General features: G+C 68.8%; 16 protein-coding genes. All 16 read right to left on the bottom strand.

Translation table 11 applies throughout. The annotated features are described in order from the left end of the window. Positions 1-7: 7 nt before the first annotated feature. The 16 genes from tssA to tssF all read right to left on the bottom strand — a co-directional run bounded on the left by tssA (position 8) and on the right by tssF (position 21,391). The gene (gene tssA, locus ACZYSP_RS25220) at positions 8-1,243 is read right to left on the bottom strand and encodes a type VI secretion system protein TssA (protein WP_489017252.1); all 1,236 of its coding nucleotides are present in this window, start codon (positions 1,241-1,243) and stop codon (positions 8-10) included. Beyond that, positions 1,228-5,310 carry a type VI secretion system protein gene (locus ACZYSP_RS25215; RefSeq protein WP_426392020.1) on the bottom strand — a complete coding sequence of 1,361 codons (4,083 nt, stop codon included), beginning with the start codon at positions 5,308-5,310 and terminating at the stop codon, positions 1,228-1,230. Before ACZYSP_RS25215 ends, tssA begins: the two co-directional genes overlap by 16 nt. 43 nt (positions 5,311-5,353) lie before the next feature. After that, the gene (locus ACZYSP_RS25210; RefSeq protein WP_093058205.1) at positions 5,354-6,115 is read right to left on the bottom strand and encodes a DotU family type IV/VI secretion system protein; all 762 of its coding nucleotides are present in this window, start codon (positions 6,113-6,115) and stop codon (positions 5,354-5,356) included. A gap of 9 nt (positions 6,116-6,124) precedes the next feature. Beyond that, on the bottom strand, positions 6,125-7,465 hold the full coding sequence (gene tssK, locus ACZYSP_RS25205) for a type VI secretion system baseplate subunit TssK (RefSeq protein WP_489017249.1): 1,341 nt from the start codon (positions 7,463-7,465) through the stop codon (positions 6,125-6,127). A 65-nt stretch (positions 7,466-7,530) separates the two neighbouring features. Beyond that, positions 7,531-8,007, bottom strand: coding sequence for a hypothetical protein (locus tag ACZYSP_RS25200; protein WP_489017247.1), 477 nt, complete (start codon positions 8,005-8,007; stop codon positions 7,531-7,533). Beyond that, positions 8,004-9,485, bottom strand: coding sequence for a dicarboxylate/amino acid:cation symporter (locus ACZYSP_RS25195; RefSeq protein ID WP_440533824.1), 1,482 nt, complete (start codon positions 9,483-9,485; stop codon positions 8,004-8,006). Before ACZYSP_RS25195 ends, ACZYSP_RS25200 begins: the two co-directional genes overlap by 4 nt. Next, positions 9,458-10,192, bottom strand: coding sequence for a cysteate racemase (gene cuyB, locus ACZYSP_RS25190; RefSeq protein WP_093058208.1), 735 nt, complete (start codon positions 10,190-10,192; stop codon positions 9,458-9,460). The genes ACZYSP_RS25195 and cuyB overlap by 28 nt, the downstream gene beginning before the upstream one ends. 13 nt (positions 10,193-10,205) lie before the next feature. Continuing rightward, positions 10,206-11,480 carry a dicarboxylate/amino acid:cation symporter gene (locus ACZYSP_RS25185; protein ID WP_093058209.1) on the bottom strand — a complete coding sequence of 425 codons (1,275 nt, stop codon included), beginning with the start codon at positions 11,478-11,480 and terminating at the stop codon, positions 10,206-10,208. A gap of 23 nt (positions 11,481-11,503) precedes the next feature. Continuing rightward, positions 11,504-12,538, bottom strand: a complete 1,035-nt coding sequence (locus ACZYSP_RS25180) for an ABC transporter substrate-binding protein (RefSeq protein ID WP_489017244.1) — start codon at positions 12,536-12,538, stop codon at positions 11,504-11,506. Beyond that, positions 12,535-12,741 carry a hypothetical protein gene (locus ACZYSP_RS25175; RefSeq protein ID WP_489017242.1) on the bottom strand — a complete coding sequence of 69 codons (207 nt, stop codon included), beginning with the start codon at positions 12,739-12,741 and terminating at the stop codon, positions 12,535-12,537. Before ACZYSP_RS25175 ends, ACZYSP_RS25180 begins: the two co-directional genes overlap by 4 nt. A 38-nt stretch (positions 12,742-12,779) precedes the next feature. Further along, entirely contained in the window at positions 12,780-13,169 is a 390-nt protein-coding gene (locus tag ACZYSP_RS25170; protein WP_093078883.1) for a DUF4280 domain-containing protein, read from the bottom strand. A 3-nt stretch (positions 13,170-13,172) separates the two neighbouring features. Continuing rightward, complete coding sequence (locus ACZYSP_RS25165; protein WP_489017240.1) at positions 13,173-13,898, bottom strand: toxin-antitoxin system YwqK family antitoxin; 726 nt, start codon at positions 13,896-13,898, stop codon at positions 13,173-13,175. Between the two features lie 13 nt (positions 13,899-13,911). Next, entirely contained in the window at positions 13,912-15,858 is a 1,947-nt protein-coding gene (locus ACZYSP_RS25160; RefSeq protein ID WP_489017238.1) for a type VI secretion system Vgr family protein, read from the bottom strand. A 3-nt stretch (positions 15,859-15,861) separates the two neighbouring features. After that, a complete protein-coding gene (tssH, locus tag ACZYSP_RS25155; protein WP_097199648.1) occupies positions 15,862-18,594 on the bottom strand; it encodes a type VI secretion system ATPase TssH in 2,733 nt (910 codons plus the stop codon). Positions 18,595-18,608: 14 nt separating this feature from the next. Next, positions 18,609-19,613 (bottom strand): type VI secretion system baseplate subunit TssG, encoded by a 1,005-nt coding sequence (gene tssG, locus ACZYSP_RS25150; RefSeq protein WP_256329589.1) that lies wholly within the window; start codon positions 19,611-19,613, stop codon positions 18,609-18,611. Beyond that, positions 19,610-21,391, bottom strand: coding sequence for a type VI secretion system baseplate subunit TssF (tssF, locus tag ACZYSP_RS25145; protein ID WP_489017235.1), 1,782 nt, complete (start codon positions 21,389-21,391; stop codon positions 19,610-19,612). Before tssF ends, tssG begins: the two co-directional genes overlap by 4 nt. Position 21,392: the final 1 nt, after the last annotated feature.

Raw genomic sequence — 21,392 nt, 5'->3', positions numbered from 1 at the left:
AATCTGTCTAGGCGTCGGGCCTGACGCCAATGATCGAGAAGTACCGATTCAGGTCGCCGTCCTCGCGGAGCACTTCCTGCATCAGTTGCGGCAATGGCATACGTCCCCACGCCACCGCGCGGTTGACGAGGTAGGGCGTTGGGCTGTGCGGCTCTTCGCGCAGCAGGTAGGCGGCGGCCAACTCCAGCAACTGGTAGGCCTCGGCGCGGCTGCCGATGCGCCCGCTTGCCGCGGCCTGCGGCAGCGGCGCGGAAGGAGAAAGAGAAGGAGGAGGAGAAGGGGCTTCGCTCATGTCGTTGTCGTCCATCGAGGTCGCGGAAAGCGTTGATGTGTCCGCCGCCCAACTTGCGGGCGGCTCCATTGGCATGGCCGGTGGTTCTTCATCGCGCGGGTCGCGCTCCTGCAGCAGGCTGCGCAGCGCCTGCCGCATGCGAAGCAGCATCTCCGTCACCTTCGACAGGCTCGGCGCGTCCGCGCCCAGGCGCTCGTCGAGCAGTGCGCCCAGGTCGCGCCATGCATCGGCGGCCAGCGTCACGCGGTCGTCGAGCGCGGCAAGCGCATGCAGGTCGCGTGCGGCCTGGTCGAGGATGTCCTGGCGCGACACCGTCTGCGCGCTCGGCTCTGCCGCCACTTCCTTCGCCTTCGACTTGGTATTGCCCGCACCGGCGCCGAACTCGGTGGTCAGCGCGCGCTGCCAGTCGCCAAGGTTGATGAAGGGCGGGGAGAAATCCGGCCATGCGAGCAGCGGCACGCGCATCAGCAGGGTATGCGCGAGGGTGTCGTTGAGCCACACGAAGGTGGCCGTGCGCATGTCGGCGTCGCCGTCTTCTCCGATGCACGGATGCACGTCTTGCCAGAAGTCGCGCGCCAGCCCTTCGAGCAGCCGCGTGCCGGCGATCAGCCCGTCGATCGCATGGCGATGCACCCAAGCTTCGGTGAGCCACGCGGCCACCTGCAGGTCCTTGCTGCGCCGTTGCAGCACCTCGGCGCAAAGCATCTCGGTGGCGCGCCAGTCGGCCTTCTTGAGCGGACGTGTCCACTCGCCCATCGGCAGGCTGGCGTCTTCCTCCATGCGCGCATCGCGGATGCGGGAGTACACCGGGTCGTAGCGCAGCGGCGGCCCGGCGGGGCCTTCGCCTTCGATTTGCAACGGCGCGAGGAAGGCCGCGAGGTCGGGTGCGAAGCCGTTGGCGGCCTCGGTGTTCAGGGGGGCGAGCACGGCGGCCATCAGGGCGTGTTCCATTCAGGGGCGCGCATCGGGAACGCGGCGGGCCAGATCAGGGCGGTCTTCTTGCCGGCGGGGCTTGCGGCAACGCGCAGGAACACGCGCGCGCGTCCTCCCGCAGGCGACTGGGCGGTGTCGCCGGCCGACTGGGCCACCAGCGGAAACTCGAACTTCAGCAACTGCGAGCGGCCGTCCGGCCGTTGCACCGTGTCGGCTTCACGCTGGCGCTGCGCCAGCGTGAACAGCGCCCACGGGTCGGCGAAGCGGAAGCTCACGGTCTGGCCGTCGGTCAGCAGCGCGTGCTGCTGCGGGTCGGCGCGCGCCACCAGTGGCGAGTCTTTCGCGATGCGCAGCACCAGCGCCACCGGCATGCCGTATTCCCAGCGCAGCGTGCGCGGCGGGTCGCGCTGCTTGAGCACCTGGTCGCCGACTTCGAAGGACCAGTCGATGATCTTGTTGCCCTCGATCTCGGCGCCGGTGTTCACGCGGAAGTCCACGCTCAGGTCGTAGCCCGGCGCGGCGCCTTCCTCGGTCGGGAACAGCGGCAGCATGAAGTCGCGCGCTCGGCCGAACTGCTCGGCGAAGCGTCGCGCGGCCGTTCCCGGCATGGCCGAGGTGCGCACGGCGCCGTCGGTGCGGTTGTCCTTCAGCGCGCGCGACAGCGGGTCGAAGGCCCGTGCGAGGTCGTTCACGTCCGCCGGGTCGGCCAGGTCGAAGGCGCGGCCCGTCGCCGCGCCGAACGGATGCCGGCCCGCCAGCGAGCGGTTGAAGCGCGTGGAGAACTGCGTCCACAGCTCCTGCTGGTCGCCGAACTGCAGCTCGTAGCAGCGCGCGAGCAGGGCGCTGTAGATCTGCTGGTGGCGGTCGGCAAAGTAGTCGCCGATGCGCGCCGCCGGCGCCTTGCCGGCCAGCTTGGCGGCGCAGGTCTCGCGGTCGATCTCGGCGCCGGTCGTGCCGAGGAACTGTTCGAGCAGCAGCAGGCTGCTGTTCGGGTTCTTCAGCCGGTAGCGCTCCAGGTCGCGGTTGATGGCCTGCCAGCGCTGCGCGAGCACCGAGCCCGCACCCGCGCCGTCGAGCGCCGCGATGTAGCTGTCGGCCAGCTTGCCCAGCGTTTCGGTGCGGTTGAACTGCTGCCCCAGGTAGGCCGCGAGCGAGCCCGTGTCCGGCACGCCGAAGGCCACCAGCATCGGCCCGCGCTCGCCGCGCCAGCCCTGGAAGTCGCGCCCGCGCATGGCGTACAGCTCCGACTGGTTGAAGGCTTCGTCCACGCCTTCCAGGCGTTGCAGCGCGTCGCGCGACATCATTGCGCGCAGGTCTTCGGCGCGCGGACCGGCGCCCATCTCGTACAGCAGCGCCTGTATCTTGGCCAGGCGCTGGCGCGAGGCTTCGTAGGCTGCGGCCTGCGTGTCGGTGGCCATGAGCGCGCCCGACGTGGGGCGCATGCCATCGTTCGCACCGGTCGCAGCCTCGGCCACCTGGTCGACCACGAGCTGCGCGAAGTGCGCATTCAGCGCGCTCTCGATGCCCGGGCGAACCATGGCCGGAAAGGCCGTCATGCCGTCGGTCATGTAGCGCTTGCGGATGTCGCCGACAGCCAGCGCCTGGTCGAGTCGCATGAGGTCCCATGTGGCCGTCGAGCGCAGGCCCGCGCCCGGCAGCTCGCGGTCGCGCGCGGCGGCCATGAAGGGCTGCGCCAGCAGCGCGGTGAGTGCGTCGCGCAGCGCGATGCGTTCCGGCGCCAGCGCGAAGCGGCCTTCCTTGTCCTGCCACACGAGGCCGGGCTGCGCGCCACCGAAGCGCAGGTTGAACTCGGCGCGGAATTTCTGGAAGGCATCTTGCGCGCGGCCGCGCACTGCATCGGCCGGCTCCTGCCCCAGCAGGCGGTTCTGTTCGATGCGCGCGATCGTGCGGTCGTACGAGGCGCCCAGCACCAGCACCGGCTGGCGCATCCAGCCGCCTTTGCCCGAGGCGACCAGGTCTTCCTGGTCCTTGATGGCGGCGATCACTTCGCGATAACTGGCCGTGGTACGCGCGAAGGTGCCCGCACTGGCGAGCGAGGGCAGCAGCCGCCCCAGCGACTGCTCGGACACCAGCAGTTCGTTGTTGACGAACAGCCGCGTGTCGAGCTGCGCCGTGCCCTTGTCGAGCGCGCAGCGCAGCGCCGACTGCACCGGCGCCAGCGGAATCGCCAGTGCATTGCCCTCGGCCGCCTGGCGGAAGTAGCGCAGGTTGCGGCTCAGGTCGGCGGGCAGCTCGGCGCCCAGCGCATAGCGCACGGCCACGCGCAGGTCTTCCGCATTGCCGGTGGAAGGCTGGCGCAGGCGCTCCACCGCCTGCAGGGCGGTGTCGAGCTGCTCGGCCGAACCCAGGTAGCGTTGCAGGGCGCCGAACTCGGGTTGGTCTTCGACCAGCAGGCCGTTCTTGCGCGGCGCATCGCCGATGGTCTTGAAGCTCGGCGGCAGGCTGCAGTTGGCACCGACGATGAATTCGCCGGTAGCCTCGTCCTGCTCCACGCCGCTCAGCTGGCTCACGCGGGCCATCAGCTCGCGGCGCAGCGTGCTCACGGCGATGTCGCCGAACTCGCGCTCGATGCGCTCTATCACGCGTTCGTTCAGGTCGTCGAAGGGCCGCCACGAGCCGGGCATGAAGAAGGAGTACGTGCCGTCGGTGCGCAGCCGCTCGTTCATGGCCAGCAGCGACAGCGCCTTGTTGCGGTACCACGCGGTCGGAATGGTCTCGCCGCGCTGCAGTGCGCGCATGCGGTATTGCGCATCGTGCTGCAGCTGTGAGAGCGCCGATACCAGCGTGCTGTTGTGCCGGTGCAGCTGCCATGTGGCCACAACCAGGCCAATGCCCCAGCCGCTGAGGAACAAGATGGCCGTCCAGCGCAGCGCGCGGTGCAGCACCGGGCGCGCCAGTGTCTGCGTGCGCGACGGCCGCGTGAGTCCGTACTCGAGAAAGATCTTCTTCTCGAACAGGTCACGCAAGAACGCCGGCTGGCGCATCAGCTGCGCGATCAGGTCGCCGCCGATGGGTTCGAGGTCCTTCTGGCCGTAGCTGTCGTGCTCGGCGTCGATGGCGGCAACTGCCTGTGCCGATTCGCCGCTGTCGCCCGTCAGGTAGATGCCGCGGAAGAAGAAGGGCTCGTGGTACGCGCTCGGGCGCATCAGCTCATCGACATACAGCTGCAGCTGGCCGCGCAGCGCCTCGATGCGCGAAGGCAGCAGCAGTTGCGGGCCGGCGCCCTGCGGCGCGGTATCGGTGGCGAAGAGCTCGGCCGACACGTCGGACACCGAACGCACCACGGTGCCCACCGCCTCGTCGACCCAGCCCGGCTGGTAGGTGGTCGACAGGTCATAAGGCGACGACCAGCCCAGCATGCTCGCGCGCAGCGGCTCGGGCAGGGCGCTCGCGAAGGCGCTGAAGCCTTCGAGGTGTTCCGCGCCGGTGACCAGAACATACACGGCGAAGCGCATCGCAAAGCGGTTCTGTGCGAGCCACAGGCGGCGGTGCGCGAGCTTGGCGCGCTTGGAGAGTTCGAGCCGGCCGTCGGTGCTGTCGTCGAGCAGCAGCGCCGCCGGAATGGTGATGACCACCGAGTCGAACGGGCGCTGCGGCCGGTAGGCCCGGCACATGCCCAGGAACTCGTCCCATGGCTTCTCGGAGGCGTCGTCGTCATCGGGCGAGCCGAGATAGGCGCCCTGGATGTCGATGACCACGCCGCGGTCGAAGAAGTGCCACGAGATGCCCTGCGTGGTCGCGGCAGAGGCCGACTCGGTGCTCAGTGCGCTCGCCACGCCCGACTGCTCGATGGGCAGCTGGCGATGGTCGTCGCCCTCGTTGAGCAGCATGATCCACGGAATGCCGTAGCGGTCGGCGCGCGAGGCGATGTTGCCTTCGATCAGCTCCACGGCCTGGCGGAACGAACTGCGCAGCGAGTCGAAGCGGATGCGCGCGACCTTCGGGTCGCTCGACGGCTTGGCGTGCGAACGCCGTGCCGCAAAGTACAGCACCATGCCGAGCACGAGCAGCACCACCAGCGTGAGCACCGCGATGGAAATGAGGAAGAGCTGGTCTGTCAGCATGGCGACGACCTCCTGGGGCTCTTTGAATGGCGCAGCATGTCGTTCATCGCTGGTATGCCCCCGATGCATCGACCGCACCCGGCTGCAGCACCTGCCGCACCGGCCACGACTGCCACAGCCACAACAGCTCCGACACCGCCAGCAGCGAGGCGGTACACAGCAGGAACAGCACCGTCCAGCGGCTCAGCGTGGGCAGCTTGCGCGGAGCGATGTGCGAGAGCGTGCTCGCATAGGCGCGCTCCGACACCACGCGGTCGCGGCCCGAGAAGTCGGCCTGCCGCTGGTAGACGAACTGGAACAGCTCTTCGCGGTAGCCCAGCAGGCGTGCTTCTTCGCCGCCGCCGCGGTACTTGCCCTGGAAGCCCAGTGCCAGTGCAAAGAGATACAGCCGCGCGATGTCGCGGCGCGAAGGCTCGCGGCCCGACAGCAGTTCTTCGATGCGGCTGAACACCAGGTCGCCCGCGATGTTGGTGCGGAACAGCGAAGACTCCAGCAGGTGGGCGGTCCAGCGCTCGCGGCCGATCCACGGCGTGTGCAGCAGGATCTCGTCGGCCAGCGCGGCCTTGAGGTAGCGCGCGTCGGCCACGTTCTCCAGCTCGAAGCGCGTGCTCTCGCGGCGCGATTCGAGCGACTGCAGCTCGAGCAGGTTCTCCAGGTGGCGGGCCAGCGCCTGCGCCACCATGTCGATGTCGGTCTCGCGCGATTCGGCGGTGCGGTCGCGCGCTTTCACGATCTCGTCGTAGAACGCGCGGAACTGCTTGGTGATGTGGTCGTCGACCGCAAGGTCGGGAAGGGTGCGTGCCATGGGGGTCGATCAGTCTTTGATGAACAGCACGATTTCCTGCGGAGGCTGCGCGGTGGCGCCTTCGTTCGCGTTGGCGATCACCAGGAGTTCGCCGGGCACGGTCAGAGCGGTGCTGGTCTGGATGGCGTAGAGCAGGTAGCCCGAGCCGGGGCGCAGGCCGAGCTCGTCGGCCGACTCGATGGGCCGGCGCACCGCGCCCAGCACGCGGCGTTCGCGCAACGAGGGGTAGGCCGACTGCGCGCCGACGATGGCGCTGTCCATCCAGGCGAGCAGATCCTTGTCGGACTGGCCGCGCAGGCCGACCACGATGCGCGTGCCGGCCAGCCACTGCGGCTGCAGCGTGGTCTCGAAGGCGCCCTGGCGAAACTCGAACTTGTGCTCGCGGTACTCCTGGCTCACTTCGGACACCGCGTCGCGCAGCGCCAGCAGCAGCGGCTGGAACACGCGCGAGGGGTTCGCATGGTCATAGTCCATCGGCACCGGCGGCAGGCCACCGGGCCGCAGCAGGCTCAGCGATGCCAGCAGCGCGCACAGCGACCAGTACATCGGCAGCGGATGCAGGTGCGGCGTGCGCAGCACGGCCTCGGCATGCGGCAGGCCCGAAAGCAGGCTGCGCAGCCGGTCCTTCAGTTCGAGGTGCGCGAGGCGGTCGTCCACGCGTGAAGAGGGCACAGCCGTCTGCTTCGCGACGAAGGCCGCCTTGCCGCGCAACTGGCCCAGCAGGCCGGCGGCCGCAGTCCACAGCGGGTTGTCGCGCGCTACTTCGAGCAGCGGCGGTTGCGCCTCGCCGAGCTTCACGACTTCGTTGTCCTTGAACACCTGGCCCAGGCGCAGATGCACGTGCGTGCCGGGCGGCACCGCGCCCGCGCTGAGTGCCAGGCGCGGCAGCATGCGGGGGATGTTCGCGGGCTCTGCGTCCGACACGGCGTCTTCCACCGGCGCGCCGGACACCGAGCGAAAGCGCACGGTCGCGCCGCGATGCCGCGCGGGTCCGGCGACCGGCAGCGTGAGGTAGATGTCGAGCGGCTCGACGGCCAGCTGGTCTTTATGCGGTGCGAGCGAGAGTTCGAGCGCGCCGTGCGCGGCCTCGGCGGCCGAGTACTGCACGGCGGTGCCGTCCGGCAGGATGGCGTCGAGCGCCAGCACGCGCAGCAGGCCGGCGGGCAGCAGGCCCTGGTCGAACACCAGGCGGCGCACGCCCCAGCTGAAGGGCGCGGCGGCCAGCGTCTGCCAGGCCACGAGGGAGTCGGTGCGCGCCGAGAGCTGCTGGAAGTGCTGCGGCGACAGCAGCATGCCTTCATGCCACTCGATGCGATCGGTGATGGGGGAGGCGCTGTGCACGTCAGACATGGCGGGCTCCTGCGCAGGAAGAAGAAAGATGGAATGCGGTGTTCACTGGCGAGGGTCCGGGTTGTTCAGCGTGTGGTCGACACGTCGAAGCTTTGAACGTCGAAGCGGGCGACAACGGCGCCCTTGAGGTCTTCCACCCGCACGCGATTGGCGCCGGGCGTGGTGTAGTTCGCGAAGACGAGCACGGCCGCCACGCGCTGCGAGCCGAAGGCGCTGGAGGGCACGCGAATCGTCTGGCCCGGCACCAGCTCCCACGAGAGGTAAGACAGGCTCTGCGGAAAGGTCTTCTGCAGGTCGGCGCGCGCGCCGAACCACTTGGCAGCGGTGAGCTCGGTGACCCGGGCGAGCATGGTGTCGTCGAGCACCATCACCACGTCGACCGCCACCGGGCTGTTCTGGTTGGCGTCGGGCGAGGCCGACAGCGTGAGCTCGCTCCAGTTCACGCGCGTGCCCTTGGGAAACAGGCTGCCGCATGCGGCCAGCTGCGAGAGCAGCAGCAGGGCGGCGATCCATCTGAAGAGAAGAGTCTTTGTGCGGTTCATCGCGATATTCCAGGGTTCGCCGCGGCCGAAGTCGCATACGCGGCGGAGGGCTGTGCCTGCCGCGCGCCCACGGCAATGCCCATCAGCAAAATCAGCAGTGAGGCCAGCACGCTGCAGCCCGCCAGCAGCATGACGTTGCCGCGCGTGAGCACGAAGCGCAGCGGCTTCGCGGGTGCCGCGTCGGCGGCAGGCGCCGTCACGCGCTCCGACGGCAGGCCCGCCGACACGACGGAAATCAGCACGCAGGTGGCCAGCAGCGTCAGCAGGTTGCGCGGCCCCTCGCAGATCAGGTCGATGGCCAGGAACAGCGCCAGCGCGGCCTCGATGGGCAGTTGCAGCATCGCCAGCACGATGCCCGCGTAGCCCACGTTGGTCAGGCTGTTGTTGCCGGCCGAGGCGAAGGCCGCAACCGTCGCGCCCATGCCGATCATTCCGATGTCGGCCGCGCTGAGCGTGCGGTCGTAGAGGTTGGCCACGAACAGCGCCAGCAGCACGTAGTACAGCGCCGAGCCCGCGCGCAGGAACACCGAGGCGGTGGGCACCACCAGCTCGACGATGCCGCGGCTGAAGCCCAGGCGCGCGCTCATCGCCTCGATGGTGTGCGGAATGCTGGCCGTGGTGCTCGACGACATCAGGCTTACCAGCATCGGCGTCTTCAGGTGCTGCAGCACATCGGCCAGCGGCTGGTTGCCGCGCTGGTGGATCACCGCGATGGCGCCCGCGGCCAGCAGTGCCACCAGCGCCACGAAGTGCAGCAGGAAGCCGCTCATGGCGCGGATCGTCACCGCGTCGGTCTGCGCGAACACGTGCGCCGACATGCCGAAGGCCACCACAGGCAGCAGGATGTTGGCGCGCGCGATGATGAGTTCGAGCGTGCGGTAGATGCCCTCGAACATATGGTTGAGCGCGGCGTGCTGCGTGCGTGCCAGCGCGGCAAAGGCCAGGCCGAACAGCAGCGCGCACGACAGGATGCCCAGGGAGCGCCCCTCCACCAGCACGCGGAAGAAGTTGTCGGGCACCAGCGTGACGCGGGGGCGCTCGATGGCCGTTGCCTGCGTGCTGCTGTCGTGCAGGCGCATTTCGAGGTCGCCGCCGTCGCCGGCCTGCTGCACCAGTTCGCCCAGGTGCTCGCGCGATTCGGCGTCCAGGTGCGCGCCCGGTGCGTTCACCCAGCCCAGTGCCAGCCCGGTGCCCGCGCAGCTCATTACCAGCAGCAGTGCAAGGCCCGCGATCATCGCGATGCGCCGTCCTGGAAAGGGCAGCCCCATGGTCTGGCGCAGGCCGAAGAAGGTGGCGACCACCAGCAGCGGAATGGCTGCCATGCTCACGATGGCCAGGTAGACCTGCGCTGCCGTGTACCCCACGTCGCCCACCACGGGCGCATAGACGCCCACGACTCCGCCTGCCGCCATGCACAGAAGCAGGGCGAGCAGGCTGTGGGACATGCGCGTCAGGAAACCCATGTCGGCTTGTTCCATCCCTTGTCGAGTGCGAAGGCGACGGTGGCGCGGGCCAGCTCCAGCGAGCTGTCGATCAGCATCAGCGTGCTGTGCCCGGCGGCGTTCGCTGCCTTCGCGGCGATCGGCAATTCGGTGCAGCCCATGATCACCACGGTGGCGCCGGTGGCGGACAGCGCTTCCAGCGCAAGCTCGAAAGCTGCCGCGCCGGCCTGCACGTCACCACCCTTCACGGCGCGGATGCAGGCGTCCACGTGGTCCTGACCGGTCGTGGCGTCGGGCACGAGAAAGTCGATGCCGCGTTCGCGCAGCGCCTGCTGGTAGAAGCCCGAGGCCAGCGCGCCTCGCGTGGCGAGCACCGCCACCCGTACCGGCCGTTCGCCCGGTGTCGTGGCTATGGCGGCCACGCATGACTGCGCGATGTGGATCACCGGCGCCCGGCTGTGCTCGACCATCTGCGCATACCAGTGGTGCGACGAGTTGCAGGGAATTGCGATCACGCCCACGCCGATGTCGTTGAGCACGTCGATGCCCGCGAGCAGCGCGCCCAGCGGGTCGGGGCCCGTGCCCAGGATGGCGCTGGAGCGGTCCGGCACGTGCGGCAGGTTCGCTACGATCACCGGCAGGTGCTCCTGGTCGCGCGTGGCGGGAGTGAGCTGGATGATCTTTTCCATGAAGTCCACCGTTGCCGATGGGCCCATGCCGCCGAGAACGCCGATGCGTGACATGAGTGCGTGCCCTCTAGATCTTCAGTGGCCGGGGGCACACGACAGCGACGGCCGCGGTGTTGCCGATGACCAGCACCAGCGTGCGCAGCATGTCGCACACCGGGTCCACCGCCAGGAACAGGATGAACGCCGCTTCGAAGGGCAGGCCCAGGTAGGTGCAGGTCATGCCGATCAGTGACACCGTCACCAGCCCCGTCATGCCCGCCGAGGCAAAGCCCGCGAGCACCGACGATGTGAGCACGATGCCGATTTCCACCGGCGACAGCGAGCGCCCGTAGATCTGCGCGATGAAGAGCGTGGCGCACACGTAGTAAACGACCGGCCCGATGCGCAGCAGCGACACCGTGAGCGGCACGAGCAATTCAACCCGTGAGCGCGCGAAGCCCAGCCGCGTGACCAGGCTCTCGATCATGATCGGCATGCAGGTGGCGCTGCTGCGCGTGGCCAGCGCCAGCGCGAAGGGGCCGCGCATGGCGTTGAGCGTCTGCCCCAGCGTGCCGTTGGAGCGCTTCCAGATGATGACGCACGCCACCGCCAGCAGCACCGTCGACACCACCAGGAAGGCCAGCACGAAGGCGCCCATCGCGCGCAGCGGCTCGATGCCCGTCTTGCCCAGTTGTGCCGCGCTCATGCAGAACAGCACCACCGGCAGCGGAAAGCTCAGCCAGCGCATCAGCGTCTGGCAGGCGTGATAGACGGTTTCGAGCGCCTGGGTCAGCCCGTCTGAAATGCGCGTGGGCACGTGCCCCACCGCCAGGCCGAACAGCAGCGCGAACACCAGCGTCTTCAGCGTGTCGCCGTTGGCCAGGGCCGTGAAGATGTTGGCGGGCACCAGGCTCACCAGCATGTCGGCGAAGCTGGCGGTTTTCTTCACTTCGTCGGTGCCGCGCAGGCTCATGGCCGTGTCGCTGGCGCTCAGGTCGCCGCCGACGATCTGGCCGAAGGTCTGCATGGTGCTGGCCGGCAGGTTCTCGCCGGGGCGAAGCAGCAGCAGCGTGGCCGCGCCGGCAATGGCCACGAAGGCCGAGAACGCGAGGAACACCAGCGCAACGCGGCCCAGCAGGCTGGCCGTGCCGCCGTCGCGAAACAGCCGCTGCAGGCTGAAGATCACGGCCGAGACCATGAAGGGCAGCGTGATCATCTTCAGCAGGTCGACGTAGATGTCGCCCACGAAGCTGAGGGTGGTCGCGAGCGGGGGTGCGAGCATGCCGAAGGCCACGCCGGCCCCGAGGCTGATGATCACGACCCAGGGGTTGAGGACGAAGGCGTAGAGCTTGGAGGAATTCATGATGGGTGCGTGTTCTTTGCGGCTCAGCGATCGAGTGCCTGCAGCACCTTCTGGATGTCCAGCTTCTCGGTGCGCTGGGCGAGGAACTGGTTGACGTAGGCCAGCAGCGTGGTGTCGGTCACGGCAACGCCGATGCCGAGGGTGTCTTCAAGGTCCTTCAGCGTCACGGTGCGCAGCACGAGCGATACGGTCGGGTCGGCCTTGAGCACGCGCTTGACCTCGAACTCGTCGCGGTAGGCGCTCACGATCTCGCCCTTGTGCAGGGCCACCAGCACCTCGTTCCAGGTCGGAAACTCCTGCACCTTGGCGTGCGGGAAGTTGGTGCGCGCGTAGTCCGCGAAAGAAGATTTGGCGATCACGCCGATGCTGCCGTTGAAGTTGCGGATGACCTCCGGCAGCGGGCGCCCGTGCGAGAGCTGCGCGAACTTCACGCGGTTCAGGATCAGCGAGTGGTTCAGCGTGAGGTAGGCGTCGCTGAACGCAATGGTCTGCGTGCGCGCCAGCGTGCGCGACAGCTTGCTGATGGCCAGGTCGGCCTGGCCGTTGGCCAGCAGGTCGACCACCGCGTTGAAGGTGCCGGCCTCGCGGTTGAAGCGCAGCTTGACGCCCAGCTCCTTGGCGAGCGACTGCGCCAGGCCGACCTCGAGCCCGGTCCACTGGCCGGCGTCGTCGAAGAAGAAGAACGGGGGCGTGTCGACCTTGAGCATGGCCACCACGAGCTCGCCGCGCGTCACGATGCGCGCGATGTCGGGCGCGAGCAGGCGGCCGTCGGGTACGCGCACGAGGCCGTTGGTGAGCACGGGTGCCGGTGGCGCGACAGGGGCTGCCGGCTCGACCGGAAACGCGGGCGCGGGCGCCGCGGCGGCGGGCGTGGCGAGTGCGGCTGGCACGGCGATCACGCCCTGCGCCACGGGCCGTTCGCCTGCCGCGCCAGCGGGGCCACCCGCGCAGAGGCCGGCCAGCGCCAGCAATGTTGGAAGGGCGAGGCGACGCAGCGCGCTGTGCATGCCCGTGAGGTGTCGTGTGTTGTTCGACATGCTTTGATCTACTTTGGTCATTGGGTGGAGGCGGCGGGAGCCGGCGCGGCTGTGGGGGCAGGTGCGGGGGAGGGCGACTGCAGCGGCGCAGGCGCCGTGACGGCAGGAGCCGAAGGGATGGGCGCAGGCGCCAGCAGCTTGCCGATCTCCACGCCCATCATGAACAGGAGGACGCACAGCAGCACCAGGCAGGTCACCGTGATGGCGACCATGCGGGAGCTCATCGTGAAAACGTATTGAGACATGAGTAAGTAGGGATCGGTCAGGGGACCATTGAAGTGAACTGCCCCGGCACGACGACCTGGATCACGCCGCCCCAGTTGCAAGCGAGCTTCGAGCTGTCCTGCAGTGCGGGCATGCTGCCGACCAGCACCGTGGGCGAGCCGGGCGCCCAGGGCGCGGCCGTTACCGGAATGCAGGGCATCGGCGTGAAGGCGCCGAGCGCGGCGGCGGTGGCCGCGGCCACCATCGGGTTCGACATGCTGTTGCAGGTGCCGAAGGGCAGGATGTTGGCGATCGGCTTGTTGTCCATGATGGTGGCCGCCGGCACGCCGCTGGTGACCACCGCGTTCACGGGCAGCACCACGAGGTTGGAAGGCGCGGCGCCGAAGCTGCACTGCAGCGTGGCCCCCATGCAGACGTGCATGCCCATGGCTCAGCCTCCCCTCACGAGTTTTTCCAGGCTCTTCATGAAGCCCGGCGATGCGGCTGTCTCCACGACCTCGTGGCCGGCCTGGTCGAAGCGGCGCGGGTTGCCGTGCGGCTTGCCCTGGCGGTACGCGATTTCTTCCATCAGCTGGCCGTTGGGCCAGAAGCGCCGCAGCGGACCGTGCAGCACGCTGGCCACGTAGGTGGACGACTGCGCCACGCCGCCGCTTGCCAGGTAGTCGAGCACTTCGCCGTCGAGCAGGCCGGCGCGGTACTGCTCGCGCCGCACCATGCGGCCTTCGTTGTAATAGGTGGCTTCGCCTTCGAGGCGGCCGGCCACGTAGCGCAGCCGCGCCGTGACGTCGCCTGACTCGGCATACGCCACGGCATCGCCGTGCAGCGTGCCGCGCACGTGCTGGTGCGTCTGCATGAGCTTGCCGCTGGGGTAGTAGCTGCGTGTGGTGCCTTCGGCTACGCCGCCGAAGCGCTGCGTTTCCTGCAGCAGCTGGCCGCGTTCGTCGAACAGGCGCATGGCGCCGTGCGGCACGCCGGCCTGGTAGGAGGCCTCCATCGCCGGCTTGCCCGCGGCCGAAAACACCTGCATCGGCCCGTGCGGCACGTCGCCCAGGAAAGACGCGCGCACCACCGTCTGGCCTGCGCCGTCGAGGGCTTCGCGCACCACGGCCTCGTGCATCGAGGCCAGGTCTTTTGTTGGGAGGGAAGGAAGTGCCATGGTGTTCAATCGTTCAATTGATCTTCACCAGCCCGCCCTTGAGCGTGACCATGCCGCCGCCTTCGACGGCGTTCATGCCCGAGGCCTTGCTGCTGATCGAAGGCGCCTCGTTCGACAGCGAGGCGCCGCCCTTGGCCGACAGCGCCACGCCGGCCTCGGCCTTGAAGTTGACGCCGGCGTTGGCGCCCAGGTCGGTGCCGGCCTTCAGGTCCAGCGTCTGGGCCGACTTGATGAGCAGGGTGCCTGTCACGTCGATCACCAGGTTGCCCGTGACCTTGAGCTCGTAGTTGCCCGTGACCGTCTGCGTGAAGTTGGCCTTGTTGTCGTGCGTCTCGCTGCCCGTGACGTCCAGCGCGCGCGTGCCCTTCACCGAGTGGGTTTCGTTGCCCGTGTCGACCTTGACCGTGCGGTTGCCCTTGGTGACGGTGTGGAGTTCGTTGCCGGCCATCACCGTGGTGGTCAGGTCGTTCTCGATTTCCACGCGCATGTCTTTCTGGGCGTGCAGGTAGAACTCTTCGGAGCCCTTCTTGTCCTCGAAGCGCATCTCGTTGCCCGCGTCGCCGGTCTTGGTCGAGCGCGATCGGATCGTGCTTTGCGACGACATGCCCGGCAGGGTGACCGGCGTGGGGTTCGTGCCGTTGTAGACGCTGCCCGAGACCAGCGGCCGGTCGGGATCGCCGTCGACATAGCTCACGACCACCTCCTGCCCGATGCGCGGCAGGAAGAGTGCGCCCCAGCCCTTGCCCGCCCACATCTGCGAGACGCGGATCCAGCACGAACTCTTGTCGTTCTTCTTGCCCAGCTGGTCCCATGGAAACTGCACCTTGATGCGCCCGTGCTCGTCGGTCCAGATTTCTTCGCCGGCCGGGCCCACCACCTGCGCCGTATGGTTGCCGGCCACCACCGGTCGCGGCGTGCGGCGTTGCGGGCGGAAGGGCAGGTCGGGAGGCAGGGTCTCGAAGCTGTTGCTGTAGTGCTCGCGCTCGGCGTGGTGCCGCACGCTGTGCACCACGTGCTTCACGTTGAGATCCTCGCGGGAATGCTCTTCCAGCGTGAAGGTGGTGCCCGGCGTCAGGTAGTGGCAATGGCTGTCGCCGCGGCCCGACTGGCTGCCGGCCTGGTGCATTTCCAGGCGGATGCGCGCGCGCGCCGCGCCGGCCGCCGCAGGCACGCGCGAGGGATATTCGTAGTCGAGGCCGCGCCCGATCTTTCCCTCGTGCTGCTCCCGCAGATCGGTGTCGGGCGTGAGGAAGTCGTAGTCGTCCACCGCCTGGTCCTTGGTCACCAGCCGGGCGTCCGACTCGAAGCGGGTGACGGCATGGGTGTGCGCGTAGCCTTCCTCGCTGCTGCGCATGACGAGCTTTTCCGCGTGGGGGCAGGGCATGCACGCCGAGTTGCTGTCGGCCAGCACCAGCGTGTGCGCGCCGTCCGCGAAGGTGAAGAAATAGAAGATGCCTTCCTCTTCCATCAGGCGCGAGATGAAGTCGAAGGCTGTCTCGTCGTAGCGCACGCAGTATTCGCGAGGTGCGTAGGTGCCCTGCAGCTGCGTGCTGAAGGCCACGCCGAATTCGCCGAGCACCTTCTGCAGGATGTCGGGCGTGCTCATGCTCTGGTAGATCACGCGGTCGCGCCCCAGCGTGAGCAGCCACATGCGCGGCACCAGTTCGAGCGAGTAGGTCGCGAAGTCCCGGTTGCTGCCCAGGTAGGTGAAGCGCGAGACGATGCCGTTGAAGAAGCGGGTTTCCTTCTCGGGCCGCTGCAGCACAACCGTGGCCGAGGTGCCGATCAGGTCGTCGGCTTTCAGCGCGCTCGAAGGGGAACGCATGGTGAGCGAGCACGCGAACAGCTGCGACAACCCCTCGGCGGCCTGGAAGGCGTCGAGCAGCAGTTCGTCCGGCCCGAGCACGGTCTTCACCGTCAGGAAGGCGGCGTGCTGGGTGAAGCCTTCGCGCATGTTCATCTATCAGCTCAGCGTTGCCGGTTCGAAGCTGAAGGCGAACGCACCGTCGCCGTCCATGCCCATGTGCACCGCGGTGAACGCGGCGGCCATCGAGATGCGCTCCAGCACCTGGCGCGAGAGCTCGGGAAGCACCGCGTGGGCCAGGATGTGGTCGATGTTGCGAGCGCCGCTGTCCACCTCGGTGCAGCGCGCGGTAATGGCGTCTTCCACCTGCACGTCCCACGTGAAGGTCGCGTGGTGGTTCAGCGCGAAGCGCCGCGCCAGCTTGCCGAGCTTGAGGTTCACGATCGAGCGGATCTGCTCGTCGCCCAGGTGGTGATAAGGCACCAGCGCCAGCCGACCCAGGAAGGCGGGGCTGAACTGCTTGAGCAATTCGGGGCGCAGCCGCTCCACAAGCTCCTCGGGGTCGGGCCTGCGGCCGCCCTGCGAGGCCTGCGTGATCACGTCTTGCGCAGCGTTGGAGGTGAGCAGGATCAGCGTGTTCTTGAAGTCGATCTGCACGCCTTCGCCGTCTTCCATCGTGCCCTTGTCGAACACCTGGAAGAACAGCTCCAGCACGTCGGGGTGGGCCTTCTCCATTTCGTCGAGCAGCACCACGCTGTAGGGGCGGCGGCGCACGGCCTCGGTCAGCACGCCGCCGCGCCCGTAGCCCACGTAGCCGGGCGGCGCGCCCTTGAGGCTGGAGACGGTGTGGGCCTCCTGGAACTCCGACATGTTCACGGTGATGACGTTGCGCTCGCCGCCGTACAGCAGGTCGGCCAGCGCGAAGGCCGTCTCGGTCTTGCCCACGCCGCTGGGGCCCACCAGCATGAACACGCCCACGGGCTTGCCGGGGTCGTCGAGGTCGGCGCGGAAGGTGCGCACGCGCCGCGCGATGGCGTCGAGCGCGTCGTCTTGCCCGACCACGCGCTCGGCGAGCTTCTCCTTCAGGTTGAGCACCGTGTGCAACTCGTCGGTCATCATCTTGCCGACCGGGATGCCGGTCCAGCCGGAGATGACTTCGGCCACCATCACGCCATCGACGCACACGGGCACCATGGGCTCGTCGCTCTGCAGCGCCTCCAGGCCTTTCTCGAGGCGGCGCAACGCGGCGGTGAGCAGCGCGGGGTCGTTCTCCTCGTCGGGCGGCGGTGCGTTGTCGCGCAGGCTGTCAGAAATCTTGCGGCGCAGCGCGACGATTTCCATCACCGCGTGCTTCTCTTCGTCGACCTTGTCGGACAGGCGCTTGTGCTTCTGGCGCAGCACGTCGAGCCGCGAGGTGAGCGCGGCGATGGCGTCCTGGTGGTCGCCACCGGTGGCGGCCTCGTGGCGCAGCACGCGCAGTTCGCTCTCGCCCGTGGAGATGTCGCGCGCGGCCGATTCGAGCTCGGCAGGCAGCCCGTTCTGCCCGATGGCCACGCGCGCGCAGGCGGTGTCGAGCACGCTGATGGCCTTGTCGGGCAGCTGGCGGCCGGTGATGTAGCGGTGCGAGAGCTTGACGGCCTCGCGCACGGCGTCGTCGACGATCTCCACGCCGTGGTGCTTCTCCAGCGTCTCGACCATGCCGCGCAGCATGTCGATGGCGACTTCTTCGCTCGGCTCCTCGACCTTCACGACCTGGAAGCGCCGTGCCAGTGCAGGGTCGCGCTCGACGTATTTCTTGTACTCGGCCCAGGTGGTGGCCGCGATGGTGCGCAGCTCGCCGCGCGCCAGCGCAGGCTTGAGCAGGTTGGCCGCGTCGCCCTGGCCCTCGGCGCCGCCCGCGCCGATGAGCTGGTGCGCCTCGTCGATGAACAAAATCACCGGCGTGGGCGAGGCCTTGACCTCGGCAATGACCGACTTGAGCCGGTTCTCGAACTCGCCCTTCACGCCGGCGCCCGCCTGCAACAGTGCCAGGTCGAGCGAGCGCACCGACACCTGGCGCAGCGCGGGCGGCACGTCGCCCTGCACCACGCGTTGCGCGAAGCCTTCGACCACGGCCGTCTTGCCGACACCGGCCTCGCCGGTGAGGATGGGGTTGTTCTGGCGGCGGCGCAGCAGCACGTCGATGATCTGGCGGATCTCACCGTCGCGACCGCGGATGGGGTCGATCGCGCCGTCGCGCGCGAGCTGCGTCATGTCGACCGTGTACTGGTCGAGCGAAGGCGTGGCCGAGTTGTTGCGGCGTGCCGTGGGCATCTGCAGCGGCGGCGCACCGACGTCTGGCACCGATGGCGCAGCCGACTGGTTCGCGGCAGGCGCCGAGGCTATCGGCGCGGCGGACAGTGCCGAGGCGGCCGCATCCTCGGGCGAGGACTGCAGCAGGCCGGCGAGTTCGTCGCGCAGCGTGCCGCGCGGAATCTGCAGCAGCGCGGGCGCGGCATCGACCAGGCGGCCGCGCAGGCGGTCCACATCGAGCAGCGCCAGCATCAGCGTGCCCGAGCGGATGTGCTGCTGGCCCAGCAGCATCGAGCTCATGAGCCACGCTTCCTGGAACAGCGGCGCGAAGTCGGGTGTCAGGCTCGGCGTGCGGCCGTTGCCGCGCTTGAAGGTGTCGAGCGACTTCTGCAGCTGGGCCTGCACGGTGTCGGGGCGCAGGCCGAAGCGGCCGAACACCAGCCGCAGGTCGGGGGCGTCGTTGTCCACCAGCTTCAGCAGCAGGTGTTCGAGGTCGACGTTGTAGTGCGTCTGCTGCACGCACAGCTCGGCGGCCTGTTCCATGGCGCGCTTGCATTCCGGGTTGAGCCGGCCGAGCAGGGTGCGGATGTCGATGTCCATAAGGCGTGTTCGGGTCAGGCGCCGGGCGCGTCGCCGCCGTCGCTGGTCAAGGTGTGATGAACGGGCGGCAGTGCGCCGCGGAAGGTCGGGCCCGCGACCCATGAAGTCCAGCCCAGTCGCATCGGGTTCGCGGCGCCGAGCACGCTGCTGCGCAATTCGGTGGGAGCGAGGCTCAGCTCCATCTCGACCTTCAGGTCTTGCGGGATGAAGCGGCGCACCAGCCATTTGGCGAGCGCATGGTCTGCGCCGCGCGGCAGCAGGGCGCGCAGGCGCTGCTGGCTCAGGTTGCTGAAGGTGAGGCGGATGCCGGCGCCCTGGTCCCACACGCGCTTGCCGAGCACGGCGCCGCCGCCCAGCGGCGTGCGCATGTCCAGCCGCGCCGAGGCATCGGGTTCCAGTGCGAGCCAGCGGCCGCGGAACTGCGTGCCGTGCACCTGCACGCCGAGCCGGTCGCGCAGCAAAGCCAGCAACGCGGTCATGCCGCGCGGCGCGCCGCCGAGCAGGCCGGCATGGCGCAGCCACAGGGCGGAGCCGTCGGGTGCGCGCACGCCGGCGCGCAAGCCCAGTGCGCTGGCTGCATCGAGCGTGGACGCCAGCGTGGAGCTCGAAGGCGACTGCGGGTTGAGCGCCACGTGGTGCTTGCGGCGGCTGCGGTACAGGAAGGCCAGAAAGCGGTGGTTGAAGATGTCGAGGAAGTCCCCCGTCGCGTGGTCGCGCTGCTGCCGGCGCTCCAGCAGCATCTCGGTGAAGGGCATCGGCAGCGGGCCGCCGCTGCCGCCCAGCGAAAGGGCGGGCGTGGTGAGCTCGAAGGGCTCGCCGGTCGATGCATCGGTGCCGACTTCGCGCACGTCGCTGGCCTCGAACGCCAGCGTGACGAAGGCATGCAGCCGCACGGCCTCTCGTTCGCGCGGGCCTTGCGAACGGCCCACAGGCACCGCCTCGGGCGCGGCGCGCTCGAGCAGGCTGATGGCCTGGAACAGGTTGAAGTCCTGCGGGCGGGCGGTGAGTTGTTCGATCACAGAACCACCTGCCGGCCCGTCATCGGGGCCCACTGTTTTCTGACCTCTTCGCCGTTGCGCACCACGAGGCGAACGAAGGAGTTCACCGAGGTGTACATCGCGAAGAAGCGCGCGAGAACGGCCGACATCATGAGAGGCGAGCCGCCGACGAAGGCGTCGTCCTCGAATTCGAGCGTGACCTGCGTGCCGCGGCAGTAGCCGCGCCAGGCTTCGGTGCCCACGTGGGCGGTGACGCCCCGCGCCGAGAGCCCGGCGATGCCGCGGATCTGCGCATGGTCGCGCCGGCTGTCGGAAGCGAACAGCAGCAGCATCTCGCGCAGTTGCTCGCGGCCGGTGGAGCCGTCCACCAGCGACTGGTGGTTGAGCGTGAGCAGCGACACCAGCCGCCACAGCGTCTCGCTGCCCAGCGGTGGATCGCGCTGCGCGGTGGGCTCGTACAGGCAGCGCACTTGCGTGGGCTGCGACGGGCCTTCGGCCACCAGGCGCGCGCCCACAGGCACCTGCTCGGCCAGCCGCCGGTTGGTGCACAGCAGGTGCGCGTAGACCACCGGTTGCGCGGGCCGGCTGTGCGTCTTGCCCTGGTCGACGAAGGACAGGAACACGTCGGTGCCGGGAATGTTCTGGCGCAGGCAGGGCTCGCGCCGCGCGGCCCAGAACACCGCGCCACCCTGCGCGCCCTGTGCGCCATCCACGTGGCCCAGTGCGGCGAAGCCCGGCACGTCGACGGGCTTGTCGGCGTCCGGGTCGGAGGCGATCACCGAGACGATCGAATGCACTTCGGTGGTGGCGTCGCGCTGGCGGTCGGGCACCAGCATGTATTCGTAGTGGCGCTGGTCCATCACCAGCGGCTCGCTCACGCGCGGGAACAGGTTGACGATGGGCGTGCAGCCGAGCTGGAAGTTGTCGGCGTCGATGTGCCGCAGTACCCTGGTGGTGCGATCGAGCTGGAACACCAGCTCGCAGCTGCGTCCGCGGCCCAGGCGCGAGCGCAGGTGATGCAGGTCGAAGAAATGGAACTTGCGCGGAAACGCGAAGTACTCCTGCAGCAGGCCATAGGCGGGCTGTGCGTTGGCGGGCTGCGGCAGCACTTCTTCGCCTTCGGCAAAGCCGACCTCGCGCCATGCGTCGGCCGGCAGCATCTGCAGCGCGCCGCCTTCGGGGGTGATGCGTACCGACTTCACGCCCGACACCAGCGCGTCGTACAGCGGCATCGTGGTCATCCAGTCGCCTTGCAGGTGGATGCGCAGGCTGTCGATCTCCAGTTCGGAGAAGTCGGCCTCGGTATTGCATTCGAGCCTGAGCCGAAGCACGGCGTCGGCGTCGATGGCGGCGTGCGCGATGCGCAGTGGCCACAGCACGGTGTCCCATGCGGTGCGGAAGCGGCACTCCTGCGACTGAGTGGCTTGCGTCCTCGCATGCAGCATGGTGTGGCGCGGCACGCGAAAGCCCGCCGTGACCTTGCCCTGCGCCGGATCGAGCCCGAACTGCGCCACCGACATCGAGGGCAGCGGCTGCACCAGCGACGGGCAGAGGTTGTCGAGCAGCGCGTAGGCGACGTCGGGAAATTCCTGGTCGAGGTCGCGATGCACGCGCGCCGACAGGAAGGCCACCGACTCGATCAGTCGTTCGGTGTGCGGGTCGAGCGATTCGCCGCCGTGCAGCGAGAGGCGCGAGGCGACCTTGGGATAGCGCTGGGCGAAGTCCGACCCCTGTCCTCGCAGGTAGGACAGTTCGCGCTTGTAGTACTGCAGCAGGTCGCTGTGCTGGATGTCGGACACG

It is taken from the genome of Variovorax sp. F042 (assembly GCF_057814215.1).
This window is presented reverse-complemented; position numbering and strand designations above follow the sequence as displayed.